Origin of the sequence: Rhizobium sophoriradicis, from assembly GCF_025200795.1 — a bacterium.
Classification (GTDB): domain Bacteria; phylum Pseudomonadota; class Alphaproteobacteria; order Rhizobiales; family Rhizobiaceae; genus Rhizobium; species Rhizobium sophoriradicis.
The window spans coordinates 299,018-319,193 of sequence record NZ_CP104152.1; the positions used below are offsets into that span (position 1 = coordinate 299,018).

Below are 20,176 nucleotides of genomic sequence, written 5' to 3' on the forward strand. Positions count from 1 at the left end.
ATGACGATGGCAGACGCAGACATAAGCGCAGGTCAACCGAAGAAGAAATCCGGACCGCTGATGACGATCATCGGCGTCGCCATCCTAACCTTGCTCGGCGCCGGCGGCGGCTGGGCGGTCGGCACGATCGTCGCGCCCGAGATCAAGGTCGCCAAGGAGGCCGAGGAGGCCAAGGACGCCGAAGCCAAGAAGAAGGCCGAGGAAGGCCTGGCGCGGATCTCGACCGAGGCCAATAATGTCGTCCAGCTCGAGCCGATCACCTCGAACCTCGCCTACCCCTCGGAAAACTGGGTGCGGCTGGAAGTCGCGCTGCTGTTCAATGGGCCGCCTGACGTCAAGGTTTCCGAGGATATTCACCAGGATATCCTGGCCTATATCAGGACCGTTTCCCTCCAGCAGATCGAGGGGCCGCGGGGCTTTCAATATCTCAGGGATGACATCCAGGAACGTGTTGACCTTCGTTCGCAAGGGCGGGTATCGAAGGTCATGTTCAGGACATTTGTCATCGAATGATTCGATTTATAATTTTCCTTACCGCCATGATGGCGGTACCGGAACTGGCGGTGGCACAGCAGCTGCCGACGGATTTGTTGAACGTGCCGGTCGATGGCTCCGTCGCCGCCTGGATCATCCGCACCTTCGGCCTGCTGACCATTCTTTCGGTCGCGCCGGGCATCCTGATCATGGTGACGAGCTTCCCGCGCTTCGTCATCGCCTTCTCGATCCTGCGCTCGGGCATGGGCCTCTCCTCGACCCCCTCCAACATGATCCTCCTGTCGCTGTCGCTGTTCATGACCTTCTACGTCATGTCGCCGACCTTCGATCAGGCCTGGCAGAGCGGCGTGCAGCCGCTGCTTGCCAACCAGATCAACGAGACCGAGGCGGTCCAGCGTATCGCCGAACCCTTCCGCACCTTCATGGCGGCCAATACCCGCGACAAGGACCTGGCGCTGTTCGTCGATCTGGCGCGTGAACGCGGCCAGACTATCCAGACATCGGATCCGATCGACTACCGGGTGCTGATCCCCGCCTTCATGATTTCCGAGATCCGCCGCGGCTTCGAAATCGGCTTTCTCGTCGTGCTGCCGTTCCTCGTCATCGACCTCATCGTCGCAACCATCACCATGGCGATGGGCATGATGATGCTGCCGCCGACCTCGATCTCGCTGCCGTTCAAGATTCTCTTTTTCGTGCTGATCGACGGCTGGAATCTGCTCGTCGGCAGTCTGGTGCGTTCGTTTAGTTGATACGCCACCGCTCACTATTGGCCACAAGAAAACCCCGCCGGAGAGATCCGGCGGGGTTTTTCATGCAGGTCGAACCTTACTCGGAAGCGAACGGCTCGGTGCGCGGCGGCAGCGCCGGAATGTCCATGTGCTCGGGGGCGAGATGCTGTTTGGCGCGGTCGGCCATAATTTCGTAGGCCTGCTCCAGATGATTGCAGAAACGTTCGGCGTCGAAGAGCGGCGCGATATAGCGCCTCTCCTTCAGGCGCGCCTTGTATTCGGTGATCCGCCCGGGATTCTGCGCCAGCTCGACGGCAAGATCCTCGTAGGACTGCAGGTCGCCGGCAACGAGCTCGGGCAGATCGATTGCTCTCAGCAGGCTCTCACTCACGCGTGAGGCGAAATTGGTGCCCTTGACGGTCAGAACCGGCAGGCCGCCCCAGAGCTGCTCCGAGGTGGTCGTGTGGCCGTTGACGGGGAAAGTGTCGATGCCGAGGTCGGCCGCCTGCTGGCGGTCTATATGTTGTTCGTAGGGTGCGCGTGGGCAGAAGATGATCCGCTTGGGCGAGATGCCTGCCGTCTGGAAGTGCTTCAACAGGTTCGCCTGGTTGCGCGGCGTATTCGCCATCAGCCAAAGCACGCTGTTCGGCGCCCGTTTGAGAATCCGGCACCAGCTGTTGACGACCTCAGGCGTGATCTTGCGGTTGCCGTTGAAGGAGGCGAAGATGAAGGCGTCTTCCGGCAGGCCGAGCTGCTCGCGGGTGACCGGACGCGGCTTCGGACGATGCATTGGATCGTTCGGCTGATAGCTCTCCGGCAATCGGCAGAATTTTTCATGGTAGAACGGCTTGGCGACTTCGGGCAGGACGGAATGGTCGCCGATGACGTAGTCGAGGTCGATGTTAACTGTGCTGCCGGGAAAACCGAGCCAGCCGACATGCACGGGTGCCAGCGGCAGGTTGAAGGCTGCCGCGCGGCTGCCTGACGTATGGCCCTTCAGATCGACCATAATGTCGATATTATGCTCGCGCACGACTGCCAGCACCGCCTGGTCGGAGAAGCCGTGAATGTCGACGATCCTGCCCCAGCGGCTGCGATCGGTGTCATTGTGCTTCAGATATTCCGGGCCGGTATGGCAGAAGAGCGTCACCTCGAACCGATCCTTGTCGTGCAGCTCGAGGATGCGCTGCAACAGCTTCATCGTCGCGTGGCGATCCCAGAAGTCCGAGGACATGTAGCCGATACGGATCTTGTTGGACCATGTGTGCGGCTGGTTGCGGCGGAAAGCTATCCGTTCCTGGTTGAGCGGCGTGGTGCCGATCGTTGCATACCGGTTGAAATCCTCGTTGCCGCACCAGTGCAGATGATAGAATGGGTTGTCCTTGCGCAGGATCTCGAAATCGCCCTTTGCCAGGGCTCCGTCGATCACCGCCTGATGCTTGCCTGACTCTTCGAAATCATTGAATTCGCGGGCGAAAACAAGGTGGAGAAAGCGGAAGGCGTGATTGCCCGGAAAACGCTTGAAGAGGTTGCGCGCAAGCGTCTGGTTGGTTGCGTCGTTGAGATCGTCGCTGAGCAGCAGGGCCGCCAGGCGCATGTGATCGGGATTCATGCTTTCCGACAGCACCGTCTTGAACGGGCGGATGATATCCCGCTGCTGGCGTTTCAGATAGATCGCGGTGATGATGAAGGCGAGTTCGGCATCTTCCTGCGCCCTGGTGAGATTGCGCATGGCGATCAGCAGCGCTTCGTCCTCGTTGCCGGTCTCGTAATAGAGCTTGGCAGCCTGCTTCTGATATTCGTAGGCGTTCGGTCCTTCGCAATTGCCGGCCAAGCCATAGGCTTTCGCGGCATCGGCTTTGAAGCCGAGCTGCACGAGGTTCTTGGCCAGCAGCGCGTAGGTCTTGGCGTCCTGATGGATATCCATGAGCTGGTTGAGCGTCGCCAGAGACTGTGTGTAGCGGCCCGCCTGATAATCTCTGGATGCCGCAGAGAACGAAACTTTGCTGTTCAAAACCTAACTCCGTGAAGGAAATGTTCTGGCATGGCTGTCGATCGCCCGGCGTAGGCACGAGCCGTCCTCCCCGAAAACGGGTGGATGATCCGATGGTGCTATCCCGGCACCTGCCACGTTGGCATTCGAAGCTTGCTTGAAACCGGTGCGCCTGATGAAGGCGCGTCCTTTCGGGAGGGGAAAACGGTTTCTTTCCCGGTATGTTAGCATGCGAAGAAACAGATTCAGCCGGCATTAACTATGGGATATAAGGAGCGGGCACGGCACCTCGATTTTTAAGAAGTTGGCAAGCATTGGCTGCGAGATTGCCCTGGACATGACGGGTTTGGGCCAAACAAGCAGGCGCCGAGTAGCATGAAGCTGGTCCGTCATCGCCGGTACTACAGTCCGGTATGTCCTCCTTTTTGTATCTAGTTTCCAGGGGACAGATTTATGACAAGCATCAACACCAATTCTTCCGCGCAGGCCGCTCTCCAGACGCTGCGCAGCGTCAACCAGAACCTCAACAGCACGCAGAACCACGTTTCTTCGGGCTACCGCGTTGAAAAGGCTTCTGACAACGCTGCTTACTGGTCGATCGCAACGACCATGCGTTCGGACAACAAGGCTCTCTCGGCCGTTTCCGACGCTCTCGGCATGGGTGCCGCCAAGGTCGACACCGCCTATACCGCAATGGACAGCGCCATCGACGTCGTCGGCGACATCAAGGCCAAGCTGGTTGCCGCCACTGAAAACGGCGTCGACAAGGCCAAGGTCCAGGAAGAAATCAGCCAGCTGCAAGAGCAGCTGAAGAGCATCGCGCAGTCGGCTTCCTTCAACGGCGAAAACTGGGTTGCCGGCGCTGACGGTACCAAGAGCGTCGTTTCCTCCTTCGTCCGCGACGGCTCCAACGCCGTTTCGGTCACGACGACCGACTATGTTCTCGACGACGGCTCCGCCGGCAACGTCCTGTTCGGCATGAGCAACGGCACGGTTGAAACCTCCACGGGCATCCTCGGGACCTCGTCGGGCGCGACCGGCTCGATCTACGCGATGGACATCACCAACTTCACCGCCGGCCAGATCCAGACCGCTCTGACCAATGTTGAAGCGGCTCTGAAGGCCATGACCAGCGCTGGCGCTGCTCTCGGCTCGCTCTCCAAGCGCATCGACAGCCAGGACGACTTCGTCTCCGCCCTCAGCGACTCGATCGACTCCGGTGTCGGCCGTCTCGTCGACGCCAATATGGAAGAAGAATCCTCCAGGCTCAGCGCCCTGCAGACCCAGCAGCAGCTGGCGATCCAGTCGCTATCGATCGCGAATTCCTCTTCGCAGAACATCCTGTCGCTCTTCCGCTAAAAGCGGTCGGCACCAGGTTTCCAAGTTTCGCGGCCGGGTCGTCCCCGGCCGCGAAATGTTTTAATATAAGGTTAATAAAAATCCTTCTAAGTCTCAGATATTTTTACGCTATTTCCATTTCCGATTTAGTTTTCCTTAACCATCTTGCTGTTTTCTAGGCCCATCGAAACGGCGAGTTAACCTTAACGACAATGGTTAACAGGCATGATGCTGATCGCTGTGGGCCGGCCGAAATCCGGAATGTCCCTTCTTAAAATCTGCCAACAAGGGGCAAGCAAACAATGACGAGCATCAACACCAATAACGCTGCAATGGCAGCCCTCCAGACTCTCCGCGGCATCAACCAGGGTCTCCAGACAACCCAGGCTCACGTTTCGTCCGGCTATCGCGTCGGCCAGGCTTCCGACAACGCTGCTTACTGGTCGATCGCAACGACCATGCGTTCGGACAACAAGGCTCTCTCGGCCGTTTCCGACGCTCTCGGCATGGGTGCCGCCAAGGTCGACACCGCCTATACCGCAATGGACAGCGCCATCGACGTCGTCGGCGACATCAAGGCCAAGCTGGTTGCCGCCACTGAAAACGGCGTCGACAAGGCCAAGGTCCAGGAGGAAATCAGCCAGCTGCAGCAGCAGCTCCTGAGCGTCGCTCAGTCGGCTTCCTTCTCCGGTGAAAACTGGGTTGCCGGCGCTGACGGTACCAAGAACGTCGTCGCCTCCTTCGTCCGCGACGGCTCCAACGCCGTTTCGGTCGTGATGACCGACTATGTTCTCGACGACGGCTCCATGGGCAACGTTCTGTTCGGCATGAGCGGCGGTGCGGTCGAAACCTCCACGGGTATCCTCGGCACGTCGAATGGTGCGACCGGTTCCGTCTACGCAATGGACATCACCAACTTCACCCTCGGCCAGATCCAGTCGGCACTGACCAACGTCGAATCGGCTCTGAAGGCCATGACCAGCGCTGGCGCTGCTCTCGGCTCGATCTCCAAGCGCATCGAACTGCAGGAAAACTTCGTCTCCGCTCTCAGCGACTCGATCGACTCCGGTGTCGGCCGTCTCGTTGACGCCAACATGGAAGAAGAATCCTCCAAGCTCAGCGCTCTGCAGACCCAGCAGCAGCTAGCTGTCCAGTCGCTGTCGATCGCGAACTCCTCGTCGCAGACCATCCTGTCGCTGTTCCGCGGCTAATAACCCTCGGAAATATCGGCCCGCCGGTATCCGGCGGGCGCCTCGAAATCAGCCGCGCTTCGATGGAGCGCGGCTTTTTTATTCTCGTTAACGGTTGATTAACCATAATGCTGTTTTCTCAGGCCAACGAGACGGCGAGTTAACCGAACTTAAGAACCGGTTAACAGGCATGAGGCTGATCCCCGTTCCCGGTGGCTTTCCGGAATGTCCCTTTTTCCCACCTGCCGACAAGGGGCAATCATTTCATGACCAGCATTTTGACCAACGTCGCGGCGATGGCCGCTCTTCAGACGCTCCGCGGCATCAACGACAGCCTCGAAAGCACGCAGAACCGCGTATCCTCGGGTTACCGCGTCGAAAAGGCCGCCGACAACGCCGCCTACTGGTCGATTGCAACGACCATGCGTTCGGACAACAAGGCACTTTCCGCCGTTTCTGACGCTCTCGGCCTCGGCGCCGCCAAGGTCGACACCGCTTATTCCGCCATGGACAGCGCCATCGACGTAATCAGCGAAATCAAGGCGAAGATCGTCGCGGCAACCGAAAAGGGCGTCGACAAGACCAAGGTCCAGGAAGAAATCGGGCAGTTGCAGCAGCAGCTCCTGAGCATCGCGCAGTCGGCTTCCTTCTCCGGCGAAAACTGGGTCGCCGGCGCTGACGGCACCAAGAGCGTGGTTTCCACCTTCGTGCGCGACGGCAACGGCAATGTCTCGGTCAAGACGACGGACTACGTCCTGGACACGAGCTCCGCGGGCAACGTTCTCTTCGGCATGACCTCGACCGGCACGATCGACACGGCCGCCGGCATTATCGGCACATCATACGGCACGATCGGCTCGATCTACTCGATGGACATCAGCACCTTCGGCTCGGTTGAGATCTCCATGGCCTTGACGTCGATCGAGGCCGGCCTCGAAGCCATGACCAAGGCTGCCTCGCAGCTCGGTTCGATCTCCACGCGCATCGAACTGCAGGAAAACTTCGTTGGAGCACTGAGCGACTCGATCGACTCGGGCGTCGGCCGCCTCGTCGATGCCGACATGGAGGAGGAATCGAGCAAGCTGACGGCGTTGCAGACACAGCAGCAATTGGCGATCCAGTCGCTGTCGATCGCCAACTCCAGCGCGCAGAACATCCTTACCTTGTTCCGCAGCTAAATCGGCCGCTGAAGCTGGACCGAATCTTGCGCCGCCGTCCGGCGCTACGCCGAAAACCATCTGGACCGCGCCCGAAACGGCGCGGTTCTTTCTTGTATATCAATATGTTATTCGGACTCATGCTTCGCTGATTTGCGCTTTGCGCTGCGCTCTTGCCGAACAGGTTGATATCGAGTTAACCTCACCTTGAGTTGATTTGCTTTTGCGACACCGGTGGAAATTTCGCCGGAGGCATGACGCCACTTCAGTCGCCGCCGGCAACCCGGCCTGCCCTTTCATCTTATTCCGAGACCCTGTCGATGACCGTAAAGATTACCAGCGCGGCCGCGGTGAATGCACTTGCAGTGCTGCGCAGCATCAACAAAGAAGCCAGTCAGACCCAGCAGCAAGTGTCTTCCGGATATCGGATCGAGACGGCCGCCGATGATGCCTCTTACTGGTCGGTCGCGACCGTCATGCGCTCGGACAGCACCAATCTCGGCACGATCGGCGACGCGCTCGGTCTCGGCGCCGCCAAGGTGGATGCGACCTACACGGCGATGACTTCGGCGATTGATCTCGTCACCCAGATCCGCGCCAAGCTCGTTGCGGCAAGAGAGCCTGGGACCGACAAGGACAAAATCAACGCCGAGATCAGCGAATACAAGGAACAGCTGAGGACCGTCGTCGAATCGACGTCCTTTGCAGGGGAAAACTGGTTGCTGAACAGTGACAAGGCAGCGCCGCCGACATGGTCGGTCATCTCAGGCTTCGTGCGCGCCCCGACCGGCGAATACCAGGCTCAGAGCATCGACTTCCCCTCATCGCAGACCATCCTCATCGACAAGAACAACGCGAGCGGCGGCCTGTTCACCAAGGCAATCGATGCCCAGGCGATCAACAACAGCGGCACGGGACCGCGGAACTATTACCTGCTGGACGCCGATTCGACGACGCCGGCGACGGGCACGGAAGTCGCGATCGGCAAGAACACCACCGACGCCCAGCTCGCCGACATGCTTGATGTGACCGACTCTCTGCTTTCCTCGCTGACGACGACATCCGCCTCGATCGGCGTGATGAAGGCGCGTATCGACGATCAGATCGATTACACCGCCGATCTGTCCGATTCGATCGACAAGAGTGTCGGCGCGCTCGTCGATACCGATATGGATGAGGCTTCGATCCGGCAGAAGGCGATCGAAACCCAGAAGCAGATGGCCGTCGAAGCGATCTCGATCCTGAACACGGCTGCCAGCAAGATCCTCATTCTGCTGGAATAGAGTTGCGCGCGATCGCGGGTGGCGGCGGCGCCATTCATCCTCGCGCAAGTTTGACTTCCTAGTTTCCGGCATGAAGGCATCGTCCGAAATCATGCCGGCGCAAGGTCAAGCCTTGTTCGCCGCGAAGGACATGTCGCGCGCAAGGTCATTTTGAACGGGGGCAGCATGCCGCATGTCTCCCGGATGCTGGATGGTTTCTATGAGCATTTCGCTTTCTCGGTATTTGAAGGATTTCGGCGAACCGAAACCGTCAGCGCCGATCATCGACATCGACGATTTCCCCGGCGATGTTTTTGCCGAGACGCCGAGCGAGCCGCCGGTCGACGTCGAGGCGGAGCGTCGCGATGCCTATGCGCAAGGCCATGCCGCGGCGACCGCTGATTTGACCGAGAAATATGAAAGCGAAGCGCGCGCTCTGGCCGAGGCTCATGCGCGCGAGCTCGAAGAACTGAAGCTCCGCTATGAAGTCGAGGCGGCCGCGGTCATCGCCTCGCGCGTCCGTGATATCGCCGAAGAGGTTGCGCAACTGGTCAGTGCCGGCGCGGCTGCGGCCATTGCGCCCGTCATGACGGAAGCGCTTGCGGCCAAGGCCGCCGAAAACCTCGCCGCATTGCTGCGCGACGCCATTCTCGAGGGCGCGGCCGGGCCGATCGTCGTCAGGGGGCCGACCCGGCTCTTCGACATATTGAAGGCCGAGCTCGGCGAACAGGCCACGGCGGTTCGCCACTTGGAGAGCGACGATATCGATCTTGCCGTCGAAATCGATGACTCCGTCATCGTCACCCGTATGTCCGCCTGGGCGGCCAGCTTGAAGAAAGTTCTCGAATGAGCGAAGGCGAAAACCATCACCACGGCAGGAACGAGATCATCATCGTTAAGCGGCATGGCGGCGGTGATCACGATGGTGCCCATGGCGGTGCGTGGAAAATTGCCTATGCCGATTTCATGACGGCAATGATGGCGTTCTTCCTGGTCATGTGGCTGGTCAACGCCGCCAACGAGGAAACCAAGGCCGCCGTTGCGACCTACTTCAATCCGATCAAGCTCGCCGACGAAAAGCCGACGGAGAAGGGCCTGAAGAAGCCTGTCGACCATGCCGAGGGCGAGGAGAAGAACGAAAAGTCCAAACAGAAGGAAGACAATCCGACCGAGGGCAAGTCCGCCGCGGACGGTGACGACCAGACGTCGACTTCAGGCGACCAGACCAATTATTCCGAAGCAGACTTCTTCGAAAATCCTTATTCGGTTCTTGCTGAGATCGCACAGGAAGTTGGTCAGCAGGCCAATGTCAGCGCCAAGGGCGATGGCGGCGCGGCCGATTCCGGCCCGGCGACCGGCGCCGATGGCGGCGAAGCCTATCGCGATCCCTTCGATCCGGATTTCTGGACGAAGCAGGTCGAAGTGACAACGGCCGGAAAAACGCTGCCGCCCGGCAAGAGCGAGCAGCAGGCGGCCGAGAGCGAGACAACCGAGGTCGCCAAGGCTGAGGATATGAAGCCGGTGCCTCTGGCGACCGACCAGCAGCCCGCCAAAGACGCCAAGGAGAGCAAGGACACCAAGGGCGCCGCCGAGACCAAGGAGGCCAAGGCGGACGGCAAGGTGCCTGACGAGAAGAAGGCGGAAGCTCAGAAGGACGCCGATCATCAGAAGGATGCCGACAAGAGCGCGGCCGAGACCGAACAGCAGAAGAAGGAAGCGGATGCGCTTCAGCAGCAGATCGCCCAACAGATCGGCGGCGTTGCCGGCAAACTTGCCGAAGGCCTGACGGTGACGGCGGCCGAAGGCGGCCTGCTGGTCAGCATCTCCGACCAGAACGACGACTCGATGTTCAATATCGGTTCCGCGGTTCCGCGCCAGGAGATGGTGCTCGCCATGGAAAGGATCGGTACCATTCTGAAGGGGAGGGGCGGCGCCGTCGCCATCCGTGGCCACACCGACGGGCGTCAGTACAAGGGCGCGCAGAACGAGAACTGGCGGCTGTCGATGGACCGCGCCCAGAGTGCCTACTACATGCTCGTGCGCGGCGGGCTGGACGAGAAGCGCATCTCGCAGGTCTCCGGCTTCGCCGATCGTCGGTTGAAGTTGCCTGCCGACCCGTTCAACGCGGCCAATCGCCGGATCGAGATCCTGGTGCAGGCGGATTAAGGATATTCGGATGGCGCGTCGGCAGCATCGCTACTTCGGATTTATGGCCCTTGGGCTGGCGATGCTTTCGCCGGCCGCAGGCCATGCGCAGGATCCGGACGATCTCTCGCCGTACAAGATGCTGCGGTCGCTGCAGTTCGTGCAGGATTCCGTCGTCGCCGGCGATCATTCGGCCGGCGAGATGCAGCGCTTCATGCTGGGTACGATCGACGAGCGGCTGCGCACGGCCGATACGTCGATCTATGACGACGACCGCAATGTCGATGCTGCGCTGATCTATACGATGAGCGGCGGCAATCCCCAGACACTCGATTATCTGATTGCCCATGACGTCAACGGCTATTTCGACAACCGCGTCACCGAGGTGCTGCGCAAATATCTGAGCGGCAAAGGGCTCCTTGTCGCCAAGACGCTGGAGGAAACCGCCAGGGAATATCGCGACAAGAAGATCGGTCCTTACCTGGCGCTGATCGGCGGCAATGTGCTGGTCGCCACGAAGCCGGCAGATGCGCTGGAACTCTACGACCAGGCGCGTCTTGCCGCGCCGGGCACGATCGTCGAGGAGGCGGCCCTGCGCCGTTCCGTCGCCATCTGCGTCGACAAGGGAATGCTCGACCAGGGGCTAGCCTACTCGCAGCGCTATGCCCGCCGCTTCCTGCACTCGCCCTATGCCAGCCAGTTTGCCGATCTTTTCGTCAAGCTCGTCGTCGCCCATGATCGCGACGTGAAACCGCAGGATGTCGTCGACATCCTGTCCTTCATGGATGCGCCGCGCCAGCGTGAGGTCTATCTGCGCATCGCCCGTGCTGCAGCGATATCGGGCAAGCCGGAGCTGGCGCGCATGGCGGTCGAACGCGTGCAGTCGCTTGGCGCAGGCACCGACAATGCCTTCGGCCCGCTCGCCGATTTTTATGGAGGCATGGCCGGCCTTCCCACGCAGGATATCGATCAGGCGGCGAAGAATGTCAGCGGCATCGACGGCAAAGCGCTGTCGCCGCGGGATCAGGCGCTGCAGGCGGCGGCGCGATCCGTCGCCGAGCAGATCCTGCGCGCGCCGGACCCGGCAAGCCTGACGCAAGCATCCGACCCTAATACTTCTCGTCAAGAAATCACTTCTGACAAGGCTGCGGCAATCGCCATGCAACCGGGAGCGCCAGGCGCGCATCCCGAGCCTGTTCCGGGAGGTGTGGCATCGGCTGGCCAGAGCCAGGATACCGACCCCTCATTCAACGCATTTGTGACGACCAGCCGATCCAAGCTCGACGAGATCGATGGTCTTCTGGCGCAGGAAGGCAACGAACAATGATGGATTTGAGCGTCTCGGGCGGAGCCTCTGGTGCGGAGGCGGCTGCGGCAGCGAAATCCGCCAAAACGGCTGGAAAGGGTGACGCCGCCGGTCAGAAGGGCGACTTCTCCGATGTGCTCGCCAAGGCGAGCGGCAGCGCCGCCAACGAGGCACCCGACGATGCGCAGCCGGACCAGGGCGCGGTTGCCGATGGCGACGCGGCAAAGGTGGCGCGGACGATCCGCAGCCGCGCCAAACCGTTGATCGATCTGAGTGACGCCGCCCTGAAGGCGCAGGCCGAGGTGCAGCCAGAAGCGATCGCCAATGGCGAAAAGACAGTCGTAAAGCCTGCAAAGGATCAGCGCAAATTGCCGGCCGATCTCGGCAAGCTCGATGCCAAGGATCCGTCCGCCGACGAGGCTGGGCAGGTGGCCAAGGGCGTCAAGCACGTCAAGAGCGACCTCTCGAAAGCGGATGCGGATGCCGACAGCGAGGATGATGACGGCGGCATTTCCGATGTACTCGGCCTGCTGAAGCAGGAGCCCGCCGCCGAGACGGTCGTCTTGCCGGCCGCAGCCGCGGCGCATCTGGCCGCCGCCAAGGCCGGCGAGGCCGGGCCTGTCGACAAGAAGACCGCGGCTGACGCCAAAACGAGCGGCCACGCATCCGACGCCCTGGCCGCCGTCAGCGGCAATGTCGAAGACGTCAAGGCGGATGAGATCGGGGTTCCGGGTGCGGAGAACGCCGAAGCCGCTGACGGCAGAACCTTCCGGCTCAGCCGCGCCGACGGGCGTGGCCTATCGATGGATGTTCACATCGGTGCGGATCAGGCTGGACCGAAGGACGGCGCGAAGAAGGCCGATGTCGAAAACGTCTCGGTCCTCGAATCGCGCCGCTATATCGGCCTGGCGCAGAATACCAATTCCGCCGCCGTCACCGCAGCCCTTTCCGGCGATTCCGAATGGGCGCGAGCCATGGAGCCGAGTTCGGCCCTCTCCAACGCGGCTGAATGGACGAGCACCGGCAAGGTGGTCAACACGCTGAAGATCCAGATGAACCCGATTGATCTTGGCCTGGTGACGGCGACCATGCGGCTGTCCGGCGACGCCCTGAACGTCGACCTCAAGGTCGATACCGGCGCAGCCTATCGGCAGCTGAAGGAAGATCACGGCAAGATCCTGGAAGCGCTGCGCAGCCAGGGCTATGCGGTCGACAACATCACCATCAGCATGTCCCCCGTCGAGCGTACCGACGCCGGCAACCAGGCCAGCGGCCAGGGGCAGGCCTCCCAGCAGCAGTCGCTCGCCCAGCAAGGGCAGGGCGGGGCGGCGCGCGAGCGCTACAATCAGACGGGCCAGCAGACGGATGGAGGCTTCAATGGCGCAGGCGAGACCGGTATTGAAGACGTTTCTGCTGGCGGGGCTCGCAGCAGCGGCGCTGGCGGCGTTTACCTCTGAGGCGTCCGCCTCTACCGGCGCCTGCGAACGCGAAATCCAGTCGGCTGCCGCCAAATACGGCATCCCGGAAGGCATCCTCTATTCGGTCGGTCTGACAGAGACCGGCCGCAAGGGCTCGCTCTATCCCTATGCCATGAACGTCGAAGGCAAGGCGATCTTCCCGCCATCCGAGCAGGACGCGATGAGGCAGTTCGATGTCGCCCGCAGGAGCGGCGCCAAGCTCATCGACATCGGATGCATGCAGATCAACCACTATTATCACAGCGAGAATTTCGCTTCCGCGGAGGATATGTTCGATCCGCACCGCAACGTCGAATATGCGGCGAGGTTTCTTCGCAACCTGCATGACCGTCACGAGACCTGGACGATGGCGGTAGCAAGATACCATGCGGGACCGAACAACGACCCCGCGCAGAAGCAATATGTCTGCCGCGTCATCGCCAATCTGGTGGCCACTGGCTATGGCAAATGGACTCCTAATGCGAGTAACTTTTGCCGGAATTAAATCAACCATAGATAGAAGACACGCATTGTGACGGAAATGTGTCATAATATGGCAGGATTCCGGCACGAATTGCATGCGCAAGCCATAATTAACGGGTCGTTAACTTTTCCACGAAATTTTTGTGTGCATAATTCCGATCTGCCACTAGATATAGACCAAATCGCCATGCGGATCTTAATCAATTATTAGTTTCTGCCATTAACTTTAACGAGTTGTCGCCGATTCGTGCGATTCGTACCCATAGATCATCGGAGTGCCACACTGATTCGGAGGCGGACGAATGATCGTAGTGGTTGATGAGCGTGAGCTCGTGAAAGACGGATATACATCTCTGTTTGGCCGGGAGGGCATTCCCTCTACCGGTTTTGATCCATCGGAATTTGGCGACTGGGTTCAGACCGCCGCCGATTCGGATATTGCGGCCGTCGAGGCCTTCCTGATCGGTCAAGGCCAGCGCAGCCTGGAGCTGCCGAGGGCGATCCGGGATCGATCGATGGCGCCGGTGATCGCCGTCAGCGACCAGCCCTCGCTGGAAAACACGCTGGCGCTTTTCGATTGCGGCGTCGACGACGTCGTGCGCAAGCCGGTGCATCCGCGCGAAATCCTCGCCAGGGCGGCTGCGATCCGGCGCCGGCTGAAGGCGATCGCCAATTACACCGATATCGGCGGCATCCGCGTCTTCTCGGATGGTCGTGACCCCGAGATCAACGGCGAAGTCTTCGCGCTGCCCCGGCGCGAGCGCCGCATCCTCGAATATTTGATCGCCAATCGCGGTCGCCGGGTCACCAAGACCCAAATCTTCAACGCCATCTACGGCATCTTCGACGAAGAGGTCGAGGAGAATGTCGTCGAAAGCCACATCTCGAAGCTGCGCAAGAAGCTGCGCAAGAAGCTCGGCGTCGATCCAGTCGATTCCAAGCGCTTCCTTGGTTACTGCATTGATTGGGCTTGATTTTTTAGCCGGACGGAAACTGCCGACTGAAGTTGAATATTTGGCCTCGCTGTCCGCATAACAGACAGCTTCACGCAAGGCCCGCCAAATACTCTTGAGCTTAACAGGTAAAACGAGGTTTTCAGATGAGCATTTTCGGCAGCATGAAGACGGCAGTATCGGGGATGAACGCGCAGGCGAACCGCCTCAGCACCGTCGCCGACAACATCGCCAACGTGAACACCACCGGTTACAAGGCCGTTTCGACGAGCTTCTCGTCGCTGGTCCTGCCCTCCTCGGGCGGCAACTACAATTCCGGTGGCGTGCAGACCTCGGTCCGCCAGGCTGTCTCCGATCAGGGCGACATCTCCTACACCACCTCCACCACCGACCTTGCGATTTCCGGCGACGGCTTCTTCATCGTCCAAGGCCCCGACGGCACACCGGTGCTGACTCGCGCCGGCGATTTCCAGAAGGATGACGAAGGCAATCTCGTCAACGCCGCCGGTTTCCAGCTGATGGGCTATTCCTACGATTCCGGCGCTCCCGCCGTCGTCGTCAACGGTTTCGATGGCCTCGTTCCCGTCAATGTCAACCAGGAAGGCCTGACCGCCATCGCTTCGACATCTGGTGTCTTCAAAGGCAACCTCGATTCGAATGCCAAGGTGGCTCCGGTCGCTCCTGCGACGCTGCCTAGCGCCAACCTGGCCACGACGACAGCCGATACCAAGAAGTTTTCGATGGTCGCCTACGACCGCCTGGGCAACAAGGTGATGTATGACTTTTACTTCACCAAGACCGCAGTCGTCACTCCGCCGCCGGCACCTCCCGGTGTTGCCAGCACCTGGGAAGTCTCGATCTATCGCAATGCCGATGCGGCGGTTGGCGGAACGACGTCGTTTCCTTACTCTACCGCCGTCGGTGATGTTGGTAACGGCTCACTAACCTTCGACGCAAACGGCAAAATGATTTCGTCCGGCGCAATTCCGATCACCGATCCTGTAACCGGTCTGACGATTAATATGGATCTCTCCGGTTTCACTCAGCTCGGCGCCGACTTTGCCGGCACCGGCACTCCCAATGGCCAGGCTGCAAGCCCCGTCAAGGACGTGACCATCGACGGCGACGGCATCGTCTACGCCAAGTACGAGGACGGCAGCACCAAGCCGCTCTATCGTATCCCGCTGGCCAATGTCGCAAGCCCGGACAAGCTGACGCTGATGAGCGGCAACGTCTACAGCGCCAACGGCCAGTCGGGCGTCACCGTCACCGGCTTCCCGCAGACCAACGGCCTCGGCACGATCAAGTCAGGCGCTCTCGAAGGTTCCAACGTCGACCTCGCCGGCGAACTGACCGAGATGATCGAATCGCAGCGCAGCTATACCGCCAATTCGAAAGTGTTCCAGACGGGTTCCGACATCATGGACGTACTCGTCAACCTCAAGAGATAAGTAAGGTAACGGATAAGCCATGTCGCTCACGTCCGCACTTAATACCGCGCAGAGCATATTCAACAATACCGGCACGCAGAGCAGTGTCGTATCGAACAATATCTCCAATGCCGGAAACAAGGATTACGTGCGCCGGCAGGCAATGCTTACCACGTCCCTGAACGGCGCTCAGGTTGTGCAGATCAACCGGGCACAGGAAGACGCCCTGCTGCGCCAGTACCTCAAGACGTCCTCTCAGGACAGCGCCCAGCAGACTTTGCTGGGCGGTCTCGAGGACCTCAAATCGATCATGGGTGGCAACGACTACGAAACGTCGCCATCCACCTATCTCGGCGTTTTCCAGGAAAAACTTCAGGCCTTCCGCACCACGCCTGGCAGCACGGTCGCTGCCCAGGGCGCCATTACTGCCGCCCAGGACGTCGCCAACTCGCTGAACAATGCCTCGCAATCCGTCCAGGATGTTCGCGCCAACGCCGATAAGGAAATCGCCACCGCGGTCGATAAGCTGAACACGCTGCTCAGCCAGTTCGAAAAGGCCAACAATGCGGTCAAGACTGCCACTGCCTCCGGCACGGACGCATCCGGCGCCCTCGATGAGCGCGAGAAGGTCCTGAAGCAGATTTCTGAGATCGTCGGCGTCAGCGCGACGACGCGCGACAACAACGACATGGTGTTGAGCACGCCTGACGGGACGATCCTCTTCGAGACGGTCCCGCGCAAGGTGACTTTCAAGTCCCAGGATGTCTATACCGCCTCCATTGTCGGCAATTCGGTCTATATCGACGGCGTTGCGCTGCCGCTCGGCAAGGGTTCGACCACGACGGGGCAGGGGAGCCTCCAGTCGCTTCTCCAGATCCGCGACGAGATCGCCCCGAACTTCCAGAAGCAGCTCGACGAAATCGCCCGCGGCCTTGTCTCGCTCTTCAAGGAGCAGAATACCGCTGCGCCCCCGGCCTATGTGCCCGGCCTTTTCACCTGGAGCGGCGGCACGGTCGATACCGGCGCCACCGCAGTTGCCGGCATGGCCTCGACCATCAGTGTCAGCAGCCGGGTGATCACCTCGCAGGGCGGCGACCCGATGCGCCTGCGCGATGGCGGCGTCAACGCCTCCGGCGCCGTCCTGAACACGTCAGGCGTCAGCGGTTACACGGCTGAACTCGACCGTCTTTATACCGCGATGAGCGCCGACATCGATTTCGATCCGGCGGCCGGAGCGCCGGTCGGTTTCGACGCGACGACGGGCATTGATTCGAATGTCAGCATCATGGAATACGCTACGAATTCCCTTGGCTGGCTCGAGCAGTATCGCAGCAACGCCACGACGGCTGCGGAAAACACCTCGGCGGCCCTGTCGCGCTCCAACGAAGCCTATTCCAACGAAACCGGCGTCAACCTCGACGAGGAACTGACGCTGCTTCTCGATATCGAACAGTCCTACAAAGCGGCGACCAAAATCCTTAACGCTGTAGACGAAATGTTGAAGTCATTGCTGGATATCGCGAGTTAAGCCATGAAGAGCTCATTTATTTCAAGTACCGCCATTCAGAATGCGATGCGCTTGACGATCCGTCAGGCGCAGAACCAGATGACGAAGGCGACGATGGAAGCAACGACGGGAGTCTATGCGGATATCGGTGTCTCGCTCGGCGGCAATGCTGCCAGAAGCGTCGACTTCACCCGCGAGACCGACAGGATCGACTCGATCAAAGCAAGCAATTCGCTTGTCAGCGCCCGCATGGAATCCTCGCAGCTCGGCCTGTCCAAGATGAAGGACGTCGGCGACGGCCTCGTTTCGAAGCTGACGGCACTCCAGGGCAGCAAGGACCCCGGCAGCATCACCGTCGCCATCCAGTCGGCAACCAGCGCGCTCTCCACCATGATGGACACGGCCAATACCATGGTGAACGGCGAATATCTGTTCTCCGGCATCAATACCGACGTGCAGCCGCTGACCGACAAGACGACCGCCACGAGTGCGGCCATCGTCACGGCGCTGAACAGCTATGCCGCTGCTCTTGTCCCACCTAAGGCCGTCAGCGATCTCACCGGCGCCGAAATGCAGACCTTCATCACGACGACGGTCGAGCCGATGTTCAGCCAGGCCAATTGGACCAATGCGGCGACCGGATGGTCGCAGGCATCGAGCCAGAACATGACGAGCCGCATCAGCAACTCGGAAGTGATCGAATCCTCGACCAACGCCAATTCCGAAGGCATGCGTTATTTTGCGCTCGCCTCGGTCATGACCTCCGCGCTGCTCGGCCAGAACCTCAGCACGGATGCAATGACGACTGTCTCCAAGCAGGCAATCAGCTACACGGCCAAGGCGACCAGTGGGCTGGTGACGCAGGCAAGCCAGCTCGGTCTTTCCCAGGAGCGTGTCAAGAAGTCCAACGACGCTCTCGACGCCCAGTCGAACATCATCAAGAACAAGCTGGTCGATCTCCAGGGCGTCGATCCGTACGAAGCCTCGACCCTCGTCAAGACTTTGGAAACACAGCTTGAAACCGCTTACACGATCGTTTCGAAGATCCAGCAGTTGAGTCTCGTAAACTACCTTTGATGAGCAAAGGCGCGCATTATAAAGAAGGATGCATGAATGTATCAGTTCTCGTATGCCGAAGTCATGCAGGACTCGGTGGCCGACGCGAAAGAGCGGGAATGGCAGGTTCTTGACCGGTCCATAGAACTGCTGGCGTTGGCGCGCGACAAGGAAAAATACGGTCGGGAAGCCATTGAAGCCCTGTTTTATACGCGTCGGGTGTGGATCAGCTTCATCGAGGATCTGAAGCATCCTGATAACCAGCTGGATGTTCAGCTCAGGGCCAATCTCATCTCGATCGCAATCTGGATTTTGAAGGAATGCGACAGGATCAGAAAACGTCTGTCTAATAACTACCAGGGCATCATCGACGTTACCACCATCATCAGGGATGGACTTAAATGAAAAGTACACTACGCATTTCTCTGAAAGCCGGAGAAAGAATCTTCATCAACGGCGCCGTCCTACGTGTCGACCGCAAGGTCGCGCTGGAATTCCTGAACGATGTGACGTTCCTTCTCGAAAATCACGTCCTCCAGCCGGAAGGTGCGACGACGCCCCTGCGCCAGCTCTACTTCATCGCGCAGATGATCCTCATCAACCCCGAGGGCAAGGACCAGTCGACGGCGATGTTCCGCAAGTCGATCACCATGCTGCTCACCTGCTTCAAGAATGAAGAGATCCTCGCCGAACTGAAGCGCGTCGATGCGCTCGTCTCGACCGGCCGCGCCTTCGATGCGTTGAAGGCAATCCGCGGTCTCTATGCGATCGAAGACAATATTATGAACAACCACGAAATGCCGCCGACGATGGTCGAGCAGATTCGCAGGGAGATCGCACCATGGCGGTAGATGCAACATCGAGTGTGAGCACTTCGACGACCAGCTCGACGAGTTCGGCCCAGAAAAAAGCGACGCTGAATTACGACAATTTCCTGCAGCTGCTCATCGCGCAGATGAAGAACCAGGATCCGACCGATCCGATGGATGCCAGCGAGCAGATGTCGCAGCTGGCAAGCTTCTCGCAGGTCGAGCAGACGATCCAGACGAACACCAAGCTCGATACGCTTCTGTCAAGCTCGAGCCTCACCCAGGCGAGCAGCTACGTCGGCAAATACATGGAAAGCGCCGACGGCACCGTCAAAGGCACCGTCGAATCCGTCAAGGTTTATTCCGACGGCATCATTGCGACGACCACGGATGGCGGTAAGATACTCGTACAGGCGGGAATCACCGTTGCTGACAAGGCGCCGACCACGACGACCACGACCAGCGACAGCAGCGATACCTGATACCGCGGCGCCGACGCGTCGGGTGATACAAATCAACAGTGGCCCGGCCATGGCGGGCTGCTTCGAGGCGATATGAGGTTGCCTTCAGATGAATGAAGCTGATGCATTGGATCTGTTCCAGGCCGCGATCTGGACCGTCCTGATTGCCGCCGGTCCCGCCGTTATCGCCGCGATGGTGGTGGGTTTGGTCATTGCCCTGATCCAGGCATTGACGCAGGTGCAGGAAGCGACGCTGACCTTCGTGCCGAAGATCGTCGCAGTGCTGATCACCGTCGGGGTCACAGCACCCTTCGTTGGCTCGCAGATCTCGATTTTCACCAATCTGGTCTTCTCGCGCATCCAGTCAGGCTTCTGAGCCACCTTCGCGCAAGCTTCGCCATTT

20 protein-coding genes are annotated in these 20,176 nt (G+C 59.9%); 19 read left to right on the plus strand and 1 reads right to left on the minus strand.

All coding sequences use genetic code 11. The annotated features are described in order from the left end of the window. Nucleotides 1-6: 6 nt before the first annotated feature. Both N2597_RS01505 and fliP read left to right on the plus strand, forming a co-directional pair. Nucleotides 7-513: a flagellar basal body-associated FliL family protein gene (locus N2597_RS01505; protein ID WP_038692234.1), complete on the plus strand. Its 507-nt coding sequence runs from the start codon at nt 7-9 to the stop codon at nt 511-513. Further along, nucleotides 510-1,247 carry a flagellar type III secretion system pore protein FliP gene (gene fliP, locus N2597_RS01510; RefSeq protein WP_009989981.1) on the plus strand — a complete coding sequence of 246 codons (738 nt, stop codon included), beginning with the start codon at nt 510-512 and terminating at the stop codon, nt 1,245-1,247. Before N2597_RS01505 ends, fliP begins: the two co-directional genes overlap by 4 nt. Nucleotides 1,248-1,323: 76 nt before the next feature. Here the strand turns inward: fliP and N2597_RS01515 are convergent, their stop codons facing one another. After that, nucleotides 1,324-3,240, minus strand: coding sequence for an O-linked N-acetylglucosamine transferase, SPINDLY family protein (locus tag N2597_RS01515; protein WP_183597508.1), 1,917 nt, complete (start codon nt 3,238-3,240; stop codon nt 1,324-1,326). Nucleotides 3,241-3,672: 432 nt separating this feature from the next. On the opposite strand from N2597_RS01515, the gene N2597_RS01520 reads away from it, so the two are divergent. The 17 genes from N2597_RS01520 to fliQ all read left to right on the plus strand — a co-directional run bounded on the left by N2597_RS01520 (nt 3,673) and on the right by fliQ (nt 20,149). Continuing rightward, a complete protein-coding gene (locus N2597_RS01520; protein WP_039617911.1) occupies nt 3,673-4,578 on the plus strand; it encodes a flagellin N-terminal helical domain-containing protein in 906 nt (301 codons plus the stop codon). 281 nt (nt 4,579-4,859) lie between these two features. After that, nucleotides 4,860-5,768, plus strand: a complete 909-nt coding sequence (locus N2597_RS01525) for a flagellin N-terminal helical domain-containing protein (RefSeq protein WP_341356217.1) — start codon at nt 4,860-4,862, stop codon at nt 5,766-5,768. A 245-nt stretch (nt 5,769-6,013) separates the two neighbouring features. After that, a complete protein-coding gene (locus tag N2597_RS01530; RefSeq protein ID WP_077992525.1) occupies nt 6,014-6,925 on the plus strand; it encodes a flagellin N-terminal helical domain-containing protein in 912 nt (303 codons plus the stop codon). A gap of 299 nt (nt 6,926-7,224) precedes the next feature. Then, nucleotides 7,225-8,187 carry a flagellin N-terminal helical domain-containing protein gene (locus N2597_RS01535; RefSeq protein WP_038692236.1) on the plus strand — a complete coding sequence of 321 codons (963 nt, stop codon included), beginning with the start codon at nt 7,225-7,227 and terminating at the stop codon, nt 8,185-8,187. 199 nt (nt 8,188-8,386) lie between these two features. Then, complete coding sequence (locus N2597_RS01540; RefSeq protein ID WP_096768798.1) at nt 8,387-9,016, plus strand: hypothetical protein; 630 nt, start codon at nt 8,387-8,389, stop codon at nt 9,014-9,016. Beyond that, nucleotides 9,013-10,332, plus strand: coding sequence for a MotB family protein (locus tag N2597_RS01545; RefSeq protein WP_096768797.1), 1,320 nt, complete (start codon nt 9,013-9,015; stop codon nt 10,330-10,332). The genes N2597_RS01540 and N2597_RS01545 overlap by 4 nt, the downstream gene beginning before the upstream one ends. A 10-nt stretch (nt 10,333-10,342) precedes the next feature. Next, nucleotides 10,343-11,638, plus strand: coding sequence for a chemotaxis protein MotC (motC, locus tag N2597_RS01550; RefSeq protein ID WP_183597506.1), 1,296 nt, complete (start codon nt 10,343-10,345; stop codon nt 11,636-11,638). Further along, nucleotides 11,635-13,074, plus strand: coding sequence for a flagellar hook-length control protein FliK (fliK, locus tag N2597_RS01555; RefSeq protein WP_183597504.1), 1,440 nt, complete (start codon nt 11,635-11,637; stop codon nt 13,072-13,074). The genes motC and fliK overlap by 4 nt, the downstream gene beginning before the upstream one ends. Then, nucleotides 13,016-13,579, plus strand: coding sequence for a lytic transglycosylase domain-containing protein (locus N2597_RS01560; protein ID WP_038686916.1), 564 nt, complete (start codon nt 13,016-13,018; stop codon nt 13,577-13,579). The genes fliK and N2597_RS01560 overlap by 59 nt, the downstream gene beginning before the upstream one ends. 280 nt (nt 13,580-13,859) lie before the next feature. After that, nucleotides 13,860-14,531, plus strand: a complete 672-nt coding sequence (rem, locus tag N2597_RS01565; RefSeq protein ID WP_009993745.1) for a transcriptional activator Rem — start codon at nt 13,860-13,862, stop codon at nt 14,529-14,531. Nucleotides 14,532-14,656: 125 nt separating this feature from the next. After that, nucleotides 14,657-15,961, plus strand: coding sequence for a flagellar hook protein FlgE (locus tag N2597_RS01570; RefSeq protein WP_096763659.1), 1,305 nt, complete (start codon nt 14,657-14,659; stop codon nt 15,959-15,961). A 19-nt stretch (nt 15,962-15,980) separates the two neighbouring features. Beyond that, the gene (gene flgK / locus N2597_RS01575) at nt 15,981-17,468 is read left to right on the plus strand and encodes a flagellar hook-associated protein FlgK (protein WP_106796800.1); all 1,488 of its coding nucleotides are present in this window, start codon (nt 15,981-15,983) and stop codon (nt 17,466-17,468) included. A gap of 3 nt (nt 17,469-17,471) precedes the next feature. Next, nucleotides 17,472-18,524 carry a flagellar hook-associated family protein gene (locus N2597_RS01580; RefSeq protein ID WP_039617924.1) on the plus strand — a complete coding sequence of 351 codons (1,053 nt, stop codon included), beginning with the start codon at nt 17,472-17,474 and terminating at the stop codon, nt 18,522-18,524. A gap of 36 nt (nt 18,525-18,560) precedes the next feature. After that, nucleotides 18,561-18,908, plus strand: a complete 348-nt coding sequence (flaF, locus tag N2597_RS01585) for a flagellar biosynthesis regulator FlaF (RefSeq protein WP_009994672.1) — start codon at nt 18,561-18,563, stop codon at nt 18,906-18,908. Then, complete coding sequence (gene flbT / locus N2597_RS01590; protein ID WP_009994670.1) at nt 18,905-19,354, plus strand: flagellar biosynthesis repressor FlbT; 450 nt, start codon at nt 18,905-18,907, stop codon at nt 19,352-19,354. The genes flaF and flbT overlap by 4 nt, the downstream gene beginning before the upstream one ends. Continuing rightward, on the plus strand, nt 19,345-19,794 hold the full coding sequence (flgD, locus tag N2597_RS01595; RefSeq protein WP_039617925.1) for a flagellar hook assembly protein FlgD: 450 nt from the start codon (nt 19,345-19,347) through the stop codon (nt 19,792-19,794). The genes flbT and flgD overlap by 10 nt, the downstream gene beginning before the upstream one ends. 88 nt (nt 19,795-19,882) lie before the next feature. Next, on the plus strand, nt 19,883-20,149 hold the full coding sequence (gene fliQ, locus N2597_RS01600; RefSeq protein WP_009992823.1) for a flagellar biosynthesis protein FliQ: 267 nt from the start codon (nt 19,883-19,885) through the stop codon (nt 20,147-20,149). Nucleotides 20,150-20,176 lie beyond the last annotated feature (27 nt).

What these genes read in the sequence shown, in the direction of transcription:
- flgD (WP_039617925.1), top strand. Translation starts at nt 19,345, where the DNA reads ATGGCGGTAGATGCAACATCGAGTGTGAGCACTTCGACGACCAGCTCG.
- fliP (WP_009989981.1), top strand. Translation starts at nt 510, where the DNA reads ATGATTCGATTTATAATTTTCCTTACCGCCATGATGGCGGTACCGGAA.
- flaF (WP_009994672.1), top strand. Translation starts at nt 18,561, where the DNA reads ATGTATCAGTTCTCGTATGCCGAAGTCATGCAGGACTCGGTGGCCGAC.
- N2597_RS01525 (WP_341356217.1), top strand. Translation starts at nt 4,860, where the DNA reads ATGACGAGCATCAACACCAATAACGCTGCAATGGCAGCCCTCCAGACT.
- N2597_RS01535 (WP_038692236.1), top strand. Translation starts at nt 7,225, where the DNA reads ATGACCGTAAAGATTACCAGCGCGGCCGCGGTGAATGCACTTGCAGTG.
- N2597_RS01580 (WP_039617924.1), top strand. Translation starts at nt 17,472, where the DNA reads ATGAAGAGCTCATTTATTTCAAGTACCGCCATTCAGAATGCGATGCGC.
- N2597_RS01505 (WP_038692234.1), top strand. Translation starts at nt 7, where the DNA reads ATGGCAGACGCAGACATAAGCGCAGGTCAACCGAAGAAGAAATCCGGA.
- N2597_RS01570 (WP_096763659.1), top strand. Translation starts at nt 14,657, where the DNA reads ATGAGCATTTTCGGCAGCATGAAGACGGCAGTATCGGGGATGAACGCG.
- N2597_RS01545 (WP_096768797.1), top strand. Translation starts at nt 9,013, where the DNA reads ATGAGCGAAGGCGAAAACCATCACCACGGCAGGAACGAGATCATCATC.
- rem (WP_009993745.1), top strand. Translation starts at nt 13,860, where the DNA reads ATGATCGTAGTGGTTGATGAGCGTGAGCTCGTGAAAGACGGATATACA.
- flgK (WP_106796800.1), top strand. Translation starts at nt 15,981, where the DNA reads ATGTCGCTCACGTCCGCACTTAATACCGCGCAGAGCATATTCAACAAT.
- fliQ (WP_009992823.1), top strand. Translation starts at nt 19,883, where the DNA reads ATGAATGAAGCTGATGCATTGGATCTGTTCCAGGCCGCGATCTGGACC.
- fliK (WP_183597504.1), top strand. Translation starts at nt 11,635, where the DNA reads ATGATGGATTTGAGCGTCTCGGGCGGAGCCTCTGGTGCGGAGGCGGCT.
- motC (WP_183597506.1), top strand. Translation starts at nt 10,343, where the DNA reads ATGGCGCGTCGGCAGCATCGCTACTTCGGATTTATGGCCCTTGGGCTG.
- N2597_RS01520 (WP_039617911.1), top strand. Translation starts at nt 3,673, where the DNA reads ATGACAAGCATCAACACCAATTCTTCCGCGCAGGCCGCTCTCCAGACG.
- N2597_RS01530 (WP_077992525.1), top strand. Translation starts at nt 6,014, where the DNA reads ATGACCAGCATTTTGACCAACGTCGCGGCGATGGCCGCTCTTCAGACG.
- flbT (WP_009994670.1), top strand. Translation starts at nt 18,905, where the DNA reads ATGAAAAGTACACTACGCATTTCTCTGAAAGCCGGAGAAAGAATCTTC.
- N2597_RS01540 (WP_096768798.1), top strand. Translation starts at nt 8,387, where the DNA reads ATGAGCATTTCGCTTTCTCGGTATTTGAAGGATTTCGGCGAACCGAAA.